Annotated in this window: 19 protein-coding genes; 7 read left to right on the top strand and 12 right to left on the bottom strand. The window is 39.0% G+C overall.

The genetic code is table 11. The features are described from left to right. Nucleotides 1-6 precede the first annotated feature (6 nt). Nucleotides 7-1,275, bottom strand: a complete 1,269-nt coding sequence (locus BLW60_RS00360) for a hypothetical protein (RefSeq protein ID WP_074713935.1) — start codon at nucleotides 1,273-1,275, stop codon at nucleotides 7-9. 224 nt (nucleotides 1,276-1,499) lie between these two features. Between BLW60_RS00360 and thyX the strand changes: the two genes are divergently transcribed. From thyX to BLW60_RS00390, 6 genes are read left to right on the top strand one after another with little or no spacing between them, the layout of a single operon-like run. Next, nucleotides 1,500-2,279, top strand: coding sequence for an FAD-dependent thymidylate synthase (gene thyX, locus BLW60_RS00365; RefSeq protein ID WP_074713936.1), 780 nt, complete (start codon nucleotides 1,500-1,502; stop codon nucleotides 2,277-2,279). Between the two features lie 4 nt (nucleotides 2,280-2,283). Then, nucleotides 2,284-3,174 (top strand): DUF2156 domain-containing protein, encoded by an 891-nt coding sequence (locus BLW60_RS00370; RefSeq protein WP_074713937.1) that lies wholly within the window; start codon nucleotides 2,284-2,286, stop codon nucleotides 3,172-3,174. Nucleotides 3,175-3,187: 13 nt separating this feature from the next. Continuing rightward, nucleotides 3,188-3,730 (top strand): DJ-1 family glyoxalase III, encoded by a 543-nt coding sequence (locus BLW60_RS00375; protein ID WP_074713938.1) that lies wholly within the window; start codon nucleotides 3,188-3,190, stop codon nucleotides 3,728-3,730. Between the two features lies 1 nt (nucleotide 3,731). Next, nucleotides 3,732-4,292 carry a 5-formyltetrahydrofolate cyclo-ligase gene (locus tag BLW60_RS00380; RefSeq protein ID WP_242872795.1) on the top strand — a complete coding sequence of 187 codons (561 nt, stop codon included), beginning with the start codon at nucleotides 3,732-3,734 and terminating at the stop codon, nucleotides 4,290-4,292. Continuing rightward, nucleotides 4,285-5,757, top strand: a complete 1,473-nt coding sequence (mltG, locus tag BLW60_RS00385; RefSeq protein WP_074713940.1) for an endolytic transglycosylase MltG — start codon at nucleotides 4,285-4,287, stop codon at nucleotides 5,755-5,757. Before BLW60_RS00380 ends, mltG begins: the two co-directional genes overlap by 8 nt. Beyond that, nucleotides 5,757-6,974: a peptidase U32 family protein gene (locus BLW60_RS00390; protein WP_074713941.1), complete on the top strand. Its 1,218-nt coding sequence runs from the start codon at nucleotides 5,757-5,759 to the stop codon at nucleotides 6,972-6,974. Before mltG ends, BLW60_RS00390 begins: the two co-directional genes overlap by 1 nt. A gap of 36 nt (nucleotides 6,975-7,010) precedes the next feature. Here the strand turns inward: BLW60_RS00390 and BLW60_RS00395 are convergent, their stop codons facing one another. The 5 genes from BLW60_RS00395 to BLW60_RS00415 all read right to left on the bottom strand — a co-directional run bounded on the left by BLW60_RS00395 (nucleotide 7,011) and on the right by BLW60_RS00415 (nucleotide 11,551). Next, entirely contained in the window at nucleotides 7,011-7,403 is a 393-nt protein-coding gene (locus BLW60_RS00395; RefSeq protein WP_074713942.1) for a hypothetical protein, read from the bottom strand. A gap of 11 nt (nucleotides 7,404-7,414) precedes the next feature. Further along, nucleotides 7,415-7,990, bottom strand: coding sequence for a hypothetical protein (locus BLW60_RS00400; protein ID WP_074713943.1), 576 nt, complete (start codon nucleotides 7,988-7,990; stop codon nucleotides 7,415-7,417). After that, entirely contained in the window at nucleotides 7,977-8,504 is a 528-nt protein-coding gene (locus tag BLW60_RS00405; protein ID WP_074713944.1) for a MotA/TolQ/ExbB proton channel family protein, read from the bottom strand. The genes BLW60_RS00400 and BLW60_RS00405 overlap by 14 nt, the downstream gene beginning before the upstream one ends. Before the next feature lie 103 nt (nucleotides 8,505-8,607). Further along, the gene (locus BLW60_RS00410; RefSeq protein WP_347496341.1) at nucleotides 8,608-9,666 is read right to left on the bottom strand and encodes a lysylphosphatidylglycerol synthase transmembrane domain-containing protein; all 1,059 of its coding nucleotides are present in this window, start codon (nucleotides 9,664-9,666) and stop codon (nucleotides 8,608-8,610) included. A gap of 181 nt (nucleotides 9,667-9,847) precedes the next feature. Beyond that, nucleotides 9,848-11,551 carry a putative bifunctional diguanylate cyclase/phosphodiesterase gene (locus tag BLW60_RS00415; RefSeq protein WP_175460859.1) on the bottom strand — a complete coding sequence of 568 codons (1,704 nt, stop codon included), beginning with the start codon at nucleotides 11,549-11,551 and terminating at the stop codon, nucleotides 9,848-9,850. Between the two features lie 208 nt (nucleotides 11,552-11,759). Here BLW60_RS00415 and surE point away from each other — a divergent pair, with 208 nt between their 5' ends. Further along, nucleotides 11,760-12,473, top strand: a complete 714-nt coding sequence (surE, locus tag BLW60_RS00420) for a 5'/3'-nucleotidase SurE (protein WP_074713945.1) — start codon at nucleotides 11,760-11,762, stop codon at nucleotides 12,471-12,473. 31 nt (nucleotides 12,474-12,504) lie between these two features. On the opposite strand, the gene BLW60_RS00425 is transcribed toward surE, so the two are convergent. From BLW60_RS00425 to rpmF, 6 genes are all read right to left on the bottom strand, one after another. Further along, nucleotides 12,505-14,043: an asparagine synthetase B family protein gene (locus BLW60_RS00425; protein ID WP_074713946.1), complete on the bottom strand. Its 1,539-nt coding sequence runs from the start codon at nucleotides 14,041-14,043 to the stop codon at nucleotides 12,505-12,507. Nucleotides 14,044-14,069: 26 nt separating this feature from the next. Next, nucleotides 14,070-15,062 carry an NAD(P)H-dependent glycerol-3-phosphate dehydrogenase gene (locus tag BLW60_RS00430; protein ID WP_074713947.1) on the bottom strand — a complete coding sequence of 331 codons (993 nt, stop codon included), beginning with the start codon at nucleotides 15,060-15,062 and terminating at the stop codon, nucleotides 14,070-14,072. A gap of 28 nt (nucleotides 15,063-15,090) precedes the next feature. After that, complete coding sequence (gene plsY / locus BLW60_RS00435) at nucleotides 15,091-15,765, bottom strand: glycerol-3-phosphate 1-O-acyltransferase PlsY (protein WP_074713948.1); 675 nt, start codon at nucleotides 15,763-15,765, stop codon at nucleotides 15,091-15,093. Next, a complete protein-coding gene (der, locus tag BLW60_RS00440) occupies nucleotides 15,765-17,093 on the bottom strand; it encodes a ribosome biogenesis GTPase Der (RefSeq protein ID WP_074713949.1) in 1,329 nt (442 codons plus the stop codon). Before der ends, plsY begins: the two co-directional genes overlap by 1 nt. Before the next feature lie 44 nt (nucleotides 17,094-17,137). After that, nucleotides 17,138-18,439 (bottom strand): DUF512 domain-containing protein, encoded by a 1,302-nt coding sequence (locus BLW60_RS00445; protein ID WP_074713950.1) that lies wholly within the window; start codon nucleotides 18,437-18,439, stop codon nucleotides 17,138-17,140. Nucleotides 18,440-18,513: 74 nt separating this feature from the next. Beyond that, nucleotides 18,514-18,699: a 50S ribosomal protein L32 gene (gene rpmF, locus BLW60_RS00450; protein ID WP_019678749.1), complete on the bottom strand. Its 186-nt coding sequence runs from the start codon at nucleotides 18,697-18,699 to the stop codon at nucleotides 18,514-18,516.

Raw genomic sequence — 18,699 nt, forward strand, 5'->3', positions numbered from 1 at the left:
AAATTTTTATTTTGCTTCAAGATCAAGCTTAAACGGTGAATATCTGCTGTATGCAGTATTATTCTTATTAACTGATAAGCTCTCGGATATTCCCTTCATCATATCCTGAAAATCCTTATAATAACGCTCACTTAGGAGAGATTCGATCTGATCCTTGCTCCAAAGATCATCATCTGTCATTCTTTCCTTGATATCAGCCTTGATAACTATATAGATAGTATCATCATCGTACTGATACTTTTCAGCCTTATAATCATCGAGCTTGTTGAACAGATAATCATTGTAATCCTTCTGTGATTTCTTAGCAGCTTCCTGCTCAGCAGACAGTGTAGTAGTTGTAGCTGTATCGTCGGTATTCTCCTCAGCAACTGTTGTAGTATACTTTGTTACAAGAACTTCATTTGCGTAAGGATCAGTTGTAGTAGTTGTTGCGCTTGCATCGGTAGTAGTTGTCGTCGTAGTTGTTGTAGTTACTGTCTCCCCTGCCTCCTTAGCAGCTTCTTCAGCAGCCTTAGCTGCACGCTCTTCAACATACTTGTTGTATTCTTCCCCACACTCGTCTATCTTCTTGAGTTTCTTATCATTTGAGCTCTGAGAATTGATCTCCTTAATGTATTCATCAGCCATTTTGTTGAGTGTACGCTTCTCATCTGCACCATACTGCTCACCATTTTCATCAACAAGACTTATAGTGAAATACTTTACTCTTGTAGTCTTGTCCTGATAATACTCCTTCAATTCGCTTTCCGAACATCCTTTTTCAGCATCGATTCCGTAATAATGCTTGAAAATTGCTTCTGTCTTAAATGAATTCTCAATTATCTTTCTGAGAGATTCTTCACCAACGCCGTTTACGGAAAGAGTAGAATTTGAACTGTTTTGAGAAAGATAATCCTTGACCTGCGCCTTTTCATCAGCAGTAAGTTCTCCGCCTATCTTTTCAAATTCCTTCTCACTTGCAACAAAATCTCTGCAAGCCTCAGTTGCCTGATCCTGTATCCAGTCTACAGCATCCTTTGACTGGATCGTTGAATTTTTTACTTCATCCAATGTAGGCATCTGACCGTTCTTTGAGTACAGCTCATACTGTGCAGTATTATAAGCATATATCTCATTATAAATAAATACGCCTGCGGGTACTTCATATCCATCAACAGTAAGAGCTGTCTGAGAGCCCTTTCCGAATGTAATTGCCTCAGGTGCGCTGCAGCTTGCAGAAGCAGCAGCAAGTGCGAATGCCGCAGCAGCTGCAGCAAACTTATTAAACTTATTCATCTGTAAATTCCTCCGATATAATTGTAGATTCCAGATACTGTTTTATTATACTACATTTTTTTTATTTTGTCCATAGTATAATGAAAAATTTTTTCTATTTATCACCAAACCACCTTATTAAATAAATTATCTTAAATATTTTTATGTTATATCCTTGACTTAATGACAAATAAATGATACAATTATTGTATATGCTTTATTATTAATAAGGAAGGTGTCCTGTTTTGAAGGTAAAACTCCTGTCACATACTCCTGATCCCGAAAGACTTGTTGCAACAGCAGCAAAGCTCTGTTATTCAAGCAGCGATATTGAGTCACTCAGAGACGGGCTCACAGATGAAAAAACCGAAAGTTTCATTGATATGCTTGCGTCCATCGGACACGAAAGCGTCATGGAACACGTTTCGTTTACTTTTGGGATTGAAGGTGTCTCAAGAGCTTGTACACATCAGCTTGTAAGACATCGTATTGCTTCATATTCACAAAAGAGCCAGAGATACGTAAACGAGAACGGATTTGAGTTTATAACACCTCCTGCTATTGAGGAACTTCCCGAGGCAAAATCGGAGTACGACAGAGTTATCGCTGAGATAACAGACAGCTATGCAAAAATTGCCGAACTCCTTACCGAAAAGCATACAAAGGAATTGATTGCACAGGGGCTTGATGAAAAAAGTGCTCGTTCAAAGGCATCAAAGCTTGCAAATGAAGATGCTCGTTTTATACTGCCCAATGCCTGTGAGACAAAAATTGTCGTTACAATGAATGTGCGTTCACTGTTCAATTTCTTCCGCCACCGCTGCTGCAACCGAGCACAGTGGGAGATAAGAGCCGTAGCTAATGAAATGCTAAGACAATGCCTTGAAGTAGCACCTCATATCTTTTCTCATGCAGGTCCTTCATGCGTTTCCAGTGGAAAATGTCCTGAGGGCAAGATGACCTGCGGAAAAATAAACGAAGTAAAAGAATATTTTGATACTTTGAAAAAAACTGATATCAGGTGATATAATGCTTGAATTCAGAGATATTGCCATAACCGACAAGGAACGTATCAATGCTGCACTGAACAAGTCTCAGTTTATGGGCTGTGAGTACAGCTTTGCCAATAATATGGCGTGGAAAAGGCTTGGCGATTCACAAATATCTTTTTATAAAGATTTTTACATATGCTGCTCATTCAGATCAGAAGATGGTGTCCCCCGCTTCTTTTTTCCGTCTGGCGAAGGTGATTACCGCGAAGTCATTTCTGAAATGAAGGCTTATTCCGAAAAACTCGGGAAGCCGCTGCGAGTCGCAGGAATTACAGAAAAAACACTTCAAATGCTAAATGAAGTTTTTCCTGACAGTTTCTCGGTATCGACCGATGAAGGCGACTGGGATTACATATATAATACTCAGGATCTGATAACTCTTTCGGGCAGAAAATATCATGGAAAGCGCAATCATCTTGCACATTTCAACAAGCTTGATGCTGAGTTCAAAATGATGACGGAAAATGACTTTAATGACTGCATCACTTTCAGTACTATTGAGTACAATAACAGAAATGAAGAACACGATCATTCATATATAGCCGAACAATACGCTATAAACACGTATTTCACTTACTTCCATGAACTTGGACTTAAAGGCGGAGTTATACGTATCGGCGGTGAAGTAGCTGCATTCACTATCGGAGACCAGCTCAATAACGAAACGTTCTGTGTTCATATTGAAAAAGCAGATACAAAATACGACGGCATCTATGCAGGCATAAACAATTGCTTTGCTAAAGAAGCTGCCGCTCAATATAAATATATCAATCGTGAGGAAGATCTCGGGATAGAGGGACTGCGTAAAGCAAAGCAGTCGTATCACCCTGCTTTTCTTCTGAAAAAATATATTGTAACTTTTAAATGAAAGGATAAAGAAAATGATATACGTCTTTCTTGCAAACGGATTTGAAGAGACAGAAGCTATTGCACCTATCGACCTGCTCAGACGTGCAGGCAAACAGGTCATAACTGTAGGTGTTGGCGATAATATAATCACAGGTTCACACGGTATCCCTGTTGTTACCGATACAATTGCTCAGGAAGCTCCTCTTACAGATGAACTTGAAATGATCGTTCTCCCCGGTGGTATGCCTGGTACACTTAATCTTGAAAAGTCTGAATATGTTCAGGCTGCCATTGATTACTGTGTTTCAAACAATAAATTCATCGGTGCTATATGTGCTGCTCCTTCAATACTCGGACACAAAGGACTTCTCAAAGGCAAGACTGCTGTATGCTATGAGGGATTTGAAACTCAGCTCGACGGCGCAAATATCGGAAACGGCGGAGTTGCGGAAGACAGTATCTTTATTACTGCAAGAGGTGCAGGTGTTGCCGTTGATTTTGGTTTGAAACTCGTTGAAAAATGTCATTCAAAGGCGGAAAGCCAACGACAGCGAAATGCTATTTTATGTGACTGATATGGATAATAAAAAAGAACTTAGAAAAGAATATTCTCATCTTCGAGCGGAGATACGTGATAAAGTCTCAAAAGACCTTGATATCACCGAAAGGCTGCTTGAAGAGGAAAAAATAGAAGAAGCCGATAATGTACTGCTTTACGCCTCTTTTGGTTCGGAAGTAGATACATATCTGCTCATAGATAAGCTTATAGAAATGGGAAAAAATGTGGCACTTCCCAAATGCGGCTCAGAGCGTTCAATGACTTTTCATCTCATTGAATCAGTTGCCGATCTGCATGAGGGTATGTACCGTATTCCCGAACCTGACAGTGCTCTCCCAAAGCCTGTTATAACCGATAAAACTGTCTGCATAATCCCGGGGCTCGCTTTTACAGAAGAAGGCGGCAGACTCGGATACGGCGGAGGATACTATGACGAGTTCATCTCTGAAAATCCCGATATTTTCACAATTGCTCTTGCTTATGAAGAACTCATTGTAAAACAGCTTCCTCTTATGCAGCATGATCTTGTCGTAAATCTTATTGTAACTGAAGAAAGGACGGTGCTCTGCAATGGCTGATAACAATAATGATGTTATCAATGATATCCTCAATCAGCTGGATCAAGCTAAAAAATCAAGCGAAGCAGAGGCATTAAAAAAAGAAGAAGAAATAAAAGAAGAGGTCGCTGAGACAAAAGCTGAAATACCTGTAAAAAAAGTTGTATCTCATGCAAAAGAACCTGAAATGGCAGTGCGAAATTCTGCTAATGTCAGAAGACAGGAAGCTGAAATCCCCAAAAATGAACGTCCTGTTCCACCACCTGCACAACAGGATTACATTCCTCAGAGGAATAATGCCGCCGTAAAGCGAAACAACGCTCACCATAAGAAAAAGAAGAAGAAAAGAAGCCGTTTACCTGGCGTTCTTATCCTTACAGTATTCATTTTTGCTGTTTCCATATGCCTTTCACTTGTTATCATCGCCTTTGGCAGAGATATGTTCGGCATTGGCAAGAGCGATAATACCAAGCTCATTAACGTTCCCGAGAATGCCACTACAAAGGAAATATCCGAGCTTCTGTATGATGAAGGCATCATAAATTCTCCTAAGTGCTTCCAGCTTTTCACAAAGTTCAGAAAATCTGCGGACGTTTATCTCGCAGGCGAACATTTTGTAAGCCCGAGCATGGCATATGAAACTATCATAAACAAGCTTACGAGCGTTGAGGAAGAGTCGCAGAAGGAAGCAGTATCAATAACCTTCTATGAAGGTATAAACCTTTATGAAGCAGCTGAACTGCTCGATGACGAAGGTGTATGCAAGGCTGACGATTTCCTCTTCAATTTCAATGCAGCAGATTACGGATTTGATTTTGAAAAGTATCTTTCAAAAGATACAAATACTCTGAAGTTTACCGAAACACGTATGGAAGGATATCTCTTCCCCGATACTTATACTTTTACTAAAGATATGGATCCGGAAGAAGTATGCCAGAAGATATATTTCAACTTCAATCAGAAAATGACCAATGATAGACTGGAAAGAATGGCTAAGCTCAATCTTTCACTTGATCAGCTCATCACTTTTGCTTCTATAGTTCAAAAGGAAGTTAATAACCGCGAGGAAATGAATCATGTTGCAAGTGTATTCTGGAACAGACTTGAACACACTGACGCAGAAACAGTAGGAATGCTTCAGTCTGATCCGACAAGGAATTACTCTGAAATAATACGTTCGCACATGGAAGTAATCAACAAGGATATAATAAATGCATATGACACATATGTAAGTAAGGGACTCCCTCCCGGAGCTATATGTAACCCGGGTTTAGACGCTATAGATGCAGTTCTTGAAAAGATGCCTTCAGATGATTACTACTTCATTGCTAATATCTACACAGGTGAAACAAAATTTGCTAAGACTAATGATGAGCATGAGCAGAACAAGGCTATAGTACAGGCTGATCAGGAAGCAGAAAAAGAACGCCGTGAGGCAGAAGAGGCAGCTGCTGCGGCAGCCGCTGCCGAATCGGAGGAATATTGATGAACGAACTTGAAGTTCTCTCCCCTGCGGGTGATGAAGAAAGATTTGCAGCTGCTCTTAATTACGGTGCAGATGCTGTTTATCTTGGCAGAAAACAATTCGGTATGCGCGCATCACCGCTCAACTTTGAATTTGAGCAGCTTTGCAAAGCGGTTGAAGCCGCACATTCAAAAGGTGTTAAGGTATATCTGACCTGCAATACTCTGCCAAGGAACTCAGAGATCCCCTTTTTTGAAAGATTTGTTAAGGAAGCGGTAGATGCAAAGGTCGATGCACTCATAGTAGCTGATATCGGCTTACTGATGCTTATAAAAAAATACGCACCTGACATGGAGATACACATCTCAACTCAGACGGGTATCGTCAATTATGTTACTGCACGAGAACTTTATAACATGGGCGCAAAGAGAGTTGTTCTTGCACGAGAGCTTTCGCTTGATGAAATAGCTGAGATACGTGCAAAAACATCTCCTGATCTCGATATTGAAACATTTGTACATGGCGCAATGTGTGTTTCTTTTTCAGGCAGATGCCTGCTTTCACAGTATCTTGTAAACAGAGACGCTAACCGAGGTGAATGCGCGCAGCCTTGCCGATGGGGATATCACCTTATGGAAGAAAAACGTCCCGGAGAGTTCTTCCCTGTTTATGAAGATGAAAAAGGTACTTATATCCTCAACTCAAAGGATATGTGTATGATCGAGCATATAGACAAGCTTGCTCAGGTAGGCGTTAAGAGTCTGAAAATAGAAGGCCGTGCAAAATCCGCATATTATGTAGCTGTTGTTACTAACGCTTACAGAATGGCTGTGGATCATTATTACAAAGATCCTGATAACTTCACTCTTCCTGAATGGATAAGAGACGAAGTCTATAAGGTAAGCCACAGAAAATATTGTAACGGATTTTTCTTTGGAACTCCCGAAGAGTCACAGTACTATGAAAACAGCGGTTACATCAGAAATTATGATGTTGTTGCTGTTGTTGAAAAATGCGAAAACGGAACAGTTTACTGTACACAGCGAAATCGTTTCTTTGCAGGTGATACAGTTGAATTACTTGCTCCTTCACAGAAACCTGTAGAAATGAAGCTTGATAAGCTCTATGACGAAAACGGTGAAGAGATCGAGACTGCAAACCACGCTATGATGAAATTCTCATTCAAGTCTGATATTGTCTTCCCCAATGGTACAGTTATCCGTAAAGAAACAACATAAAAGAAAGGCTGATACAATTTGTATCAGCCTTGTTTTTTACTTATCAGCCTTTTTAAAGTTATTATATCCAAGTTCTTCAAGCTTGTCTGTAAGCTCATCAACAGTGTTTTTAGCAGCTGTATCATCAGAGGTGATAGTTATCTCTGTACTCTTATCAAGCTTGCTTATTTCAGCTACAAGCTTTTCAAGTGATAACTTCTCATTGTTGTAAAGATAATCATTTCCAGATACAGTTATCTCTGCACTTTCTAACTGCTTATCCTCTACTGTAGTTGTCTCAGGTTCAGTTGTCTCACTTACTGAAGTATCATTGTTCTTACCTTTTTCTGACTCCTTGCCAAATCCGCCAAAGCCTTTAAAATGTAAAAACGCCCATATAGCCAAAGCTATTATTGCAACTAATAATAAAAAACCTAAAAATTTCTTCATTTCTATTTACCTCACTTTGATATATTAATAGATGTAAAATATAAACCTTTATAATCACGCTGTAAGCTTATAAAAGCATCTTCAATAATTGGAACAGCTTTAGCAGTACCATAAGAGCTGCCGTCATATGTAAAAGTAGCGATTATAACATCATCGCTTTCAAAACCTGCTTTTTTTATGGACTCTTTAAGCTTGTCTTTCAACTTGTATTGATCGTCTGAACTTATCTCATTAAGCTTTTTGTTTCCTGATAAAACACTTAATGACCATACATTACCGCTTTCAACTTCGTGAAGATTAAAAGCAAGACCACTTCCGTCATTGTATGCACTCAAAGCCTCCTGATTGGCAGCTGCATTTGAATCAGCGGTCAGAATACGCTCCCATTCCTGTGAAGCTTTCTCACGCCATTCCTGCTGTTCCTTTTCATTCTCTGCCTGCATCTCTGTATATGAAGCTTCTGCTGCTTTTGCTTTTTCCGAGACATTTTCAACGTCGATCGAACTGTATAGAACAAAGAAAAAGAGAATTATCATAGTAACATCAAGAAGCGATGTAAAATCAAGAATTATTTCACGTATCTTCATTATAATCGTATCCTCGACGTTTTTGAGACTGGTCAATACCACTCTTCCTGAGTTTCTTTATAAGAGCCAGATGACGCTGTATAAGATCTTCTACATCTGAGAAAAAAATCGAATTTATTATTTTAAAGGTAATAGCGAATATTATTCCCCATGTTGTAGATGTAAGGGCATCAAAGAAACTGCTTTTTGCATTACTGATAGCCTCTGCATTTGTCATATCAAGTCCAAGCAGAGCAAAAACCGTTCCAAGCATACCCAGCAAAGGGAAAATAGATATCAATGTTATAAAAAAGGTATAATAAAAATTGATCTTTCTGTAATTATCGAAGATCTTATCAATTTTATCAACATTATATGGATCGTCACTTGTTGCTTCCCAATCGTATATTTCGTTATCAACTGACTTTCTGCATTGTTTTACTTTATAACATACAATAGCTGTAACTACAGCAGCAATACCTATATAAAGATCAGATGAAAAAATACTTTGCAATAACTTAGTAATAATACTCATATTATCACCTCTTTTTTATTATACAGCATTAAATTCCAAATTGCAAGTATATTTGACAAAAATCCATAAATAAAAAACTCCGCTAAAAAGCGGAGCTGAACTTTTATTCCTTTTTGTTTTTTTCTTTTTTTAATCTTATGATACGATCTGCTAATGTGACAAATCCGCCAACAAACAGCACAAGATAGAAAGTAAGTCCGCGGCTGATAAGCATTGCAGGCTTTACAAGACCTATTCCGAATATTTCTGTAAATGCAAGCAGGAAACAGCCTTCGGATATACCGGCAGCTCCCGGCAGAGGAAGCATTTCTACAGCAACTGCTATCATTATCTGCAAAGTTATGATATCAATATAACTTGTATCACTCAGACCATATGCACGATAAACTATCCATGTAACTGTAAATAGTAAAAGCCTTTGTATAAACGTAAGGATAAAAACTTTAAGGACGACAGACAGATTTTTCTTTATATAGTCTGAGCCCATAGCATATGTATCGCATATTCCTATAAGCTTTTCTGTATATTTTTCTTTATTTTTACGTTTGAGTATCCTTATCTTTGTAAGAAGTCCGACTACTTTTATACCAAGAGCTCTCGCCCATATCGGTTTCAGGAATATAAGGATCAATGCGGCTATAAAAGAAAGATTCAATACAAATCCCAATACTATCAGCCATTTCATATCAAAAGCATATTTTGCAACAACATCGTAATTGAATGCAAGGAAACCAATTCCCATAAGAATGAGTACTGATTTGTAAGCAATAGTTATGAGCAGCATTATAAGCGTGGAATAACCTATATTGATCTTATCCTTCTTCATATGATACATCTGTACAGGTTGACCGCCTGTGGAAGAAGGCGTTATATAACAGAAAAAGAATCCAATAAATGAATACTTCAGACATTTCCAAAAGCTTATCTTTTGATTAAGGACTCGAAGCATATAGTGTATTATGACAGACTCTCCGGAAACAAACAGTAAAGCTGTAACTGCACCGACAGCGATCCACATAGGATTTGCTATACGTATGTCACGGATTATTTCCGTAAGTTCCTGTTCCTTAAAAATAACGTGCAGTGTAAAAAATGTAATTACGAGAATAAGTCCTATATTCAAAACATATTTTAGTATTTTTTTTATTAATGTCACCCCCACTGCATTAGGATCTATGTTTAGTAACTCAAATTAAATTATAACACATCATCCTACCTTTGTCAATACAAAACGTAATAACGAAAATAAAAATAACAATTCGCTTCATTTATACATTTATATGACAAATACGTTTTCAAAAGAAAAACGCCTTCTGAAAAGAAGACGTTTTATGATATTTCACTTAATCAGGCACACCACTATCAATTATGTAATGATGCTTTATAAGTCTGTCCTCAAATTCATCAAGTGGCAACGGTCTGTCGAAATAATAGCCCTGTGCAAAAACACATTGATTATTTTTCAGTATTTCAACTTGCCTCTTTGTTTCAACCCCCTCAGCTACACATTCCAGACCAAGCTCTTTCGCCATGCCGACAACATACTTGAACATGACATTTCTTGTACTCTGTGAGTTTTCTTCGTCAAGCGGCAAAAAGCTTCTGTCGACCTTTAGCACATTCCACGGAACTTCACGAATAAGATTTAACGATGAATATCCCATTCCGAAATCATCTACCGAAGTACATATTCCTGCCTGCTGGAGTCCGCTTACAACACGTTTAAGGTCGCGGAATTCCACGTCTGTCGTAGTTTCGGTAAGCTCTATCTCAATATAATTATGAGGAACATTGTTCCTATCAACTATCTCGATAATGTGATCGAGCAGATCAACATCCATCATGTGCTTTCTTGAAAGGTTAACTGAAACACGTACGACCTTATGGCCTTCATCAAGCCAGCGTCGAATATCTTTACATACATTGTCAAGCATATAAAAATCCAACTGGCAAATATCCGTACTGTATTCAAGTACAGGGATAAATTCCATAGGCGGTATGATCTTTCCTTCCTTGAACCATCTGCACAATGCTTCTGCACCGACCAGTTCGCCTGTCTGTATATCGATCTTTGGCTGATAGAATACTTTAAATTCCTTATTTTTAAGCGCAATTGGAAAAAGCTGCTGTATCTTCATACGTTTTTCCTTGCCGATCTCCATTTTATCATCAAAGAAAACGATACTGTCTTTGCCGCCTATTTTTGCAGCTTGAGATGAAGATAATATCCTATCCATGATATCTCCGGGAGTTTCATACACAAATTCATCTGTTATACGAAAAACACCTGTGCTTGCTGAAACCATAATACGCTTCTGATTGTTATTATCATAAACGACAGGAACACCTTTTACGATCTTTAAAATATCATCAAGGAGCTCATCTTTGAATACGGATACAAAATTATCTCCGCCAACACGGCACACGATTCCATTATCGCCAACAATATTCTCTATCATATTAAAGAAGTTTCGCATAGCGATATCGCCGTTATTTCGGCCAATCTCACGATTTATAAGAGTGAAATGCCTCAGATTATAATAAATTGCTGTATGACCGCTGAGAATTCCCTTTTCATCGAGATTTTCGATATATCTTATAAACGATCGAACATTTCTGTAACCGTACTCATCGTAAAAAGTAAACTTCTCGACTACGTTCTGAAGTCTATTACGGCTTATAAAGCTTAAAACCGTACGCATAACCAGATCCACTCTCTGAACATCATCAGCTGAAAGCGGAGGTATCTTTTCACTTCTGTAAGCACTGCATTTAACAACAGCCATAGATTTAGTCACAATACGTCTGCTGATTATCTCTACACAATCCTCACCGTTATCATAGCCAACAAAGACATCACCTTTGTTAGCCTTTTCATTGCTTATATTTTGGTAAAATTCGGTTATCCCTTTTGATATCTTGAAAAATTTACATAAATCAGCTAATGCATTTTTTATTTCTTCGATATCAAAGCTTTCAACATCTGTCATCGTATATAATAAAGCATCAAATAAACGATAATATTCCAATAATTCTTCATTTCCCATTATAAACACTCCGTCCAAGTTATTTATTGAGAAAAACCTTCCCCTTAACATTAATTATACCATTTTTTAGCATTGATTTCAAGTCATTTTTAATGTTTTTTAGTAAAAATCTCCAAAATAATAACACTTTTTTCAGCGATCACAAGTGCTTGAGTTTTTTTCTTTTATATAGTATAATAATAGCGTATTTTATTTTGGAGGATAATCTATGCGTATTCTTATAACAAATGATGACGGTATAAATGCAGACGGCATTATAAGACTGGCAAAAACGGCTAAAGAACTCGGCGAAGTATGGGTAGTCGCTCCTCTCGAACAGCGAAGTGCTGCTTCACACAGTATTTCACTACATGATCATATTGATGTATACCCATATGCTTTTCCAGTTAGCGATGTCAAAGCTTTTTCATGCAGCGGTACTCCTGCTGACTGCATTCGTGTAGGAAGTCTGAATATCATGCCATGCAAACCCGATCTTGTACTTTCAGGCTTGAATAATGGCTATAATGTAGCATCGGATATACAGTATTCTGCTACAGCAGGTGCAGCCTTTGAAGGCTCTTTTCAAGGCATAACTTCCATTGCCCTCTCGGAAGAAGCTGACAAACTGCATGAAGTCTCAGATGTATACTTACAAAGCATACTCAATGAATTTGCAGATAAAAAACTTGGATACGGACAAATATTCAATGTTAATTTCCCCGGGTGTCCACTGAATGAATGTAAAGGAATACTTAAAGACAGAAAGGTCTCACACGGTATGTTTTTCCGCGACCGCTATATAGAGCTTGAAAAACTTGAAAACGGCGGTCTAAGACTTATGGTAGAGGGAGAATATAACGAAGATGCCGAACCTGATACAGATTTCAGAGCTGTTGTGGACAAATACATATCGATCAGCATAGTTAATAATATTGGATAAAAAAATCCCCTGTTTTCACAGGGGATAATTTTTATCTCTTTACAAAGTACTCCTCATACCAAACAAGGAAAGTATAGATAGTCCAAACTTTACGCCAGTTATCAGAGTTTCCGCCAACATAGTCTTTATAAATTGCATTGATCTCATCAATATTAAAAAACTTTGCAGCCATATCACTGTTGAATTTTTCGCGTACATCTGCATTGTATCGCTCATCGGCAAGCCATATTCTGACAGGAACTATAAATCCGAGCTTCTTCCTGAAAGCGATTTCCTCAGGAAGTACCTTTGCAGCCGCGGTTCTGAATGCTACCTTGTTCTGCTCCTCATTTACCTTGTATTTTGAAGGCATACGTGAAGCAATGTCAAATATTCTTCTGTCAGTCAGCGGCATACGTATCTCAAGTCCGCAGGCTGTACTCATCTTGTCAACGTTGAGGTAAATATCTCCCTCAAGCCAGATCTGTATATCTACATCTGACATTTTAGTAAGTGGATCAAGCCCTTCAGTTTCATCATAGATGTACTTTACAAGATTTATAGGAAGTACACTTGGATCATAATGCTTGAGTATGCGCTGCTTCTCGTCTTCCTTCATAATATTGGTATTACCAACGTAGAAGGTCTTGAGATTATCTCCGTAACGCTCAGCATTCCTGTACATATTATATCCGCCAAAGAACTCATCTGCGCCTTCGCCCGAATAGCAAAGCTTTGTATGCTCTGCTGTAGCCTTACAGCCAAGTGTAAATACGATAGCAGAAGCATCACCGAGAGGCTGCTCCATATTGTACATTACAAAAGGAACTATATCAAAGAAGTCCTTTGGCTGAATATTTGCAACACAGTGCTCAACATTCAAAAGCTCAGCTGTCTTTGCAGCAACTCTCGATTCATCAAATCTTTCCTCATCGTATCCGCAGGAATCAGCTCTTTTTGCATCACTCATGGCAAGAACATAAGATGAATCAACGCCGCCAGAAAGGAATGACTCAGCAACTTCATCTTCGTCCTTGACCTCAGGGAAGATATTGGTAAGTGTTGTATGTATCTCGTCAGCCCAATCGTTAAGGGATTTGCTTTCATCAGGTTTGAATGTAGGAGTCCAGTAACGCTCAATAGTCAGTGTCCCGTCTTTAAATTCCAGCCAATGACCTGGCATGAGCTTTTTTACGCCTTTAAAGAATGTATCCTCACCTGCAACATAGGTAAGTGTCATATAGATCTGGAGCATATCAACATTCAGTTCTTTTACAAAACCTTCCTTACCGATAATGCTGCTGATATTCGTACCGAAAAGCAATCTGTTATCGGCTGTTATATAGTAATAAAACGGCTTTGTACCGAACTGATCTCTTAAACAGAAATATTTATCCTCTGCATCATCGTAAAGACCAAATGCAAACATACCGTAAAAATGGTCAGCCATTTCCCTGCCCCATTTTTCATATGCTTTGATGATTATAGCCTTTTCACGCTCTTCACGGGAAAGTGTATTATCAATACCAAGCTCTTCGCAAAGTCCGCGCCAGTTCCTTATATGACCTCTGTAATCACAGATTTTTATCACTTTTTATTCACCTCTGGTAGTATAACTTATATTTCTTCATAGATCTGTGGTCTGTTCATAAGAGCACCAAGTGCAAGTCTGACATCTCCGCCATTGAAAAGCACTTCATTTAGCTGCTCTGTTATAGGCATTTCAACATTCAAACGTCTTGCAAGCTCATATGCAGCCTTACAGCAGAAATAACCCTCAACAGTACCAACGCGCTCAACTGCTTCCTCGGGAGAAACGCCCTGACCGATAAGAATACCTGCGCGTCTGTTTCGGCTGTGCATACTTGTACAGGTAACAATAAGATCGCCAATACCGGTAAGTCCGCTGAACGTAGTAACATCAGCTCCGCAGGCTTTTCCGAGACGAGCAATTTCATGTATACCGCGCGTCATAAGTGCAGCCTTGGTATTATCACCATAACCGAGACCGTCACAAATACCCACGCAAAGAGCTATTATGTTTTTCAGCGCGCCGCCTATCTCACAGCCCTTAACATCGTCATTTAGGTATATTCTCATAAAGTTATTGCCGAATTCACGCTGTACATATTCAGCTGCTTCATGATTTGCAGACGCAGCAACAATAGTTGTCGGCACACATCTTGCAACTTCCTCAGCATGAGACGGACCTGAAAGAACGACCATTTTATCTGTATGTATCTCCTCACAGATGACCTCGCTGAGCGTTTTCAGACTTCCTTCTTCAAGTCCTTTTCCTGTGTTTACGATGACCATATTGTCATCAACATAAGGAGCTGCTTCCTTAGCGACATCACGAACAAATGATGAAGGAATTCCGAAAACCAGTATATCACAGCCTTTTACACAAGAGATATCGCTTGTCATGGCTATACTCTCTGAAACAGGAACACCCGGAAGCTTCTGAACGTGTTCTCCGTGTGAACGGATATCGTCTATCTCAGATTGAAATTTTGACCATACCGTAACATTATGTCTGCCGCAATGCTCAGCCATTATTGCAAGACTGAGTCCAAATCCGCCCGAACCAAGTATAACTATATTTGCCATAGCATTTCACTCCTTTCGGCTGAAAGCCTCAGTTAATATTTATTTTGTTGAATGAAAATTTATTCTCATTTCCGTCAATAAGGCGTTGGATATTTGATCTGTGCATCCATATTACCATTGCTGCCATAGGCAAGGATAAAACCATATAGATAAAGCTTCTTCCAAATGTATATCCGTCTATAAGCCATGACATAAGCAGAGTTGCAATAGGACAATATGTGGTTGAAATAATAGAAGCAAGGGATACATATTTTGAAAGTGCAAGAATAACTGCAAAAATAGCTATAAGTGCCAGAAAAACTTTATAATCTACTGCGAGAAAAGAAGCAGCACCTACAAGTACTCCTTTTCCGCCCTTAAATCCATAGTATATCGGAAAAACGTGACCGATTATAGCAAAAAAGCCTGCTATATATCCAATATAATGTGTATCATTTCCGGGCATCATTCCTGCATGGAGCAAATGACATATCCCTCTTGAAAGAGCTACTGCAATTATACCTTTAGCAAGATCACCTATAAGTGTCATAAGAGCACAGCTTTTTCCTGCACATCTTAATGTATTGGTAAGACCAGCATTTTTACTGCCCATATCACGGATATCTCTTCCTGTCATCATTCTAACGACAATTATCGAGAAATTGATACTGCCAAGAAAATACCCTAAACCGGCAGCTGCAAAAATTGATAAAAATAACTTCATTATTTATCATTTCCTCCCCTCTCACGTACAATAAATCTTACGGGAGTGCCTTCGAGTCCGAATGTTGAACGTATCTGATTTTCAATATATCTTCTGTATGAAAAATGGAAAAGGTCAGCACGATTTACAAACGTTACGAAAGTCGGAGGCTTTGTGGAAGGCTGAGTCATGTAGTATATTTTCAGCCTTCTTCCCTTATCAGATGGCGGCTGGACTCTTGTTGTTGCATAAGCAAGTACATCATTGAGCATACCTGTTGATATTCTCATGCTGTTCTGTTCATAGACGTACTTGATAAGCTCATAGAGTTTATTTATACGCTGTCCTGTCTTAGCAGAAATGAATACAAACGGAACATAAGACATAAAGCTGAAATCATTTTCAAGCTTTGTTCTGTATTCCTGCATAGTTTTGTCGTTCTTTTCCACAAGATCCCATTTATTCACAGCAACAACACAGGCTTTGCCCTGTTCATGGGCATATCCTGCAACCTTTGAGTCCTGCTCTGTAAAGCCCTCAGCAGCATCAAGCATAATAACACATACATCTGCTCTGTCAACAGCCATATAAGCTCTGAGAACACTATAATGCTCAACTTTTTCCGTTACTTTTGATTTTTTTCTTATACCCGCTGTATCAATAAATACAAATTTGCCGTATTCATTTTCAATAACAGTATCTGTTGAATCACGGGTAGTTCCTGCTATATCTGAAACTATAACACGTTCTTCACCAGCGATCTTGTTGATAAGCGAAGATTTTCCTGCATTAGGCTTTCCGATAACAGCGACCTTGATATGATCCTCGTCATATTCCGTCTCATCGCTGTCAGGAAGGCTTTCATACACTTTATCCAGCATATCACCTGTACCATGTCCGTGAACAGACGATATCGGATACGGATCCCCAAGTCCAAGATTATAAAACTCATAAAGTTCCATAGGCGGATCTCCAAGGCTGTCCACCTTGTTGACCGCAAGAACAACGGGCTTTCCGCTTTTCAGAAGCATCTGAGCAACAGCATAGTCGTCGGCAGTTACGCCGCATTTTATATCTGTTACAAAAACAATAACATCTGCTTTTTCAATAGCAAGTTCAGACTGTCTTCTCATCTGAGCAAGGATGACATCATCGCTGTCAGGCTCTATACCGCCTGTGTCAACTACCATGAATTCCTTTCCTCGCCATTCACATTTAGAATAAATTCGATCACGTGTAACACCGGGGGTATCCTCGACTATTGAAAGTCTCTGTCCGATAAGTTTGTTAAAAAGTGTTGACTTACCAACATTAGGTCGTCCAACAACTGCAACGATCGGTAATGACATATTTTTACATCCCCTTTCATATCTTAAAGTGTGATAATTCACAACTAATATTCAATTCCCATTATTGCGTCAAGCAACTCATAGCCGTCACTTGGCGTAGTACGTATTTTTACATTAAGTGCTTTCTCAACATCACCTATTGTAAGATCGTCAAGAAAAACATCTGAATCTCGTCTCACCATAGCCTGCGACAAGAGAAGATTAGCTCCAAGATCCTTTCCGCTCAGCTGAGCGATAAGATCCTGTGCGGTTATAAGACCTGTAACTGTGATAGTATCTCCAAAAAAGTCATTTCGGATACGATAAACATCACATTTCAGCATTGGAAAATTTTCCTCAGCCATTTTGGCAAGCATATTTATAGTACCAAAAGCAGAATAGCCCGTTGCAATGGAAACATGGCGTTCACCGCCCTCCCACTCGGCTATTTCAAGTGCTTTTTCAAACTCGTCTATCAAAGAACGGAGCATTCCGACTCCGTTTTCATACTGCGAGAAATCTTCGTACGCTTCCATAGGCGGAAGCTCTCTCTCGGCTATCAGATAAAACTCATCTGACGGAAAAACAGTTCTTGTACCGAATTTTTTGAGGAATATCTGCTGAAATTCTTCAATTATATCGATAGTTTCTCCTGCACCTTTTTTATCAAATCCAACAAGAGGATATAATCCCTGACGGAATTTTGTAACTCCTACAGGAACAACAGCCATACTTGTGATATTGGGCATAAGAGTACCAAGATCCGTTAATGAACGTCTGAGCTCGTCACCGTCATTAAGTCCCGGACAGCACACGATCTGACAATTTAGCTTAATGCCGTTTTCAGCAAGCTGCCAGATGAATTTGAGCTTTTCACCTGCAAAACGATTATGCATCATTTTTACACGTAATTCAGGATTTGTTGTATGGACTGAAACGTTGATATTGAGCTTCATTTCGATAATTCTGTCAATATCTTCCTGCTTCATATTGGTAAGAGTAACATAATTGCCCTGTAAAAAAGACAATCTTGCATCATCGTCTTTAAAATAAAGAGTTTCTCTCATTCCAGGCGGCATCTGATCAATAAAACAGAACACGCATTTATTACTGCATGACTGTTTCTTATCCATCAGGAAAGTTTCAAACTCAAGTCCAAGATCGTCATATTCGTCCTTATTTATATGTATTGTCAAAGGGACATCGTCCCTTACAATTTCAAGGGTAATATCAGTATCCGCAGCATAGTACATATAATCAAGAACATCTTTAATGTCATGACCATTTATTCTGACGAGGGTATCGCCGCTTTGAATTCCGTGCTTATCACACGGAGAACCATGCATAACGCTGTTGATCTTAACCATAAAATTACTCCATACACTTAAAAAGGAGAGAAGGATCTCTCCTCCTCTCCTTCTCTTTTATCGGATCAAGCCGATTATTCAGCGTCGATCTTAAGGACCTCAACGCCCTTATAGAATCCGCAATTTTTGCAAACCTTATGCGGAGCCTTATATGCGCCGCAGTTATCACACTTTGACATTGCGGGTGCTTCAAGCTTCCAAACAGCACTACGTCTCTTATCACGTCTTGCCTTGGAAGTTTTTCTCTTCGGTACAGCCAT

Origin of the sequence: Ruminococcus flavefaciens (genome assembly GCF_900108555.1) — a bacterium.
GTDB classification, from domain to species: Bacteria; Bacillota; Clostridia; order Oscillospirales; family Ruminococcaceae; genus Ruminococcus; species Ruminococcus flavefaciens_P.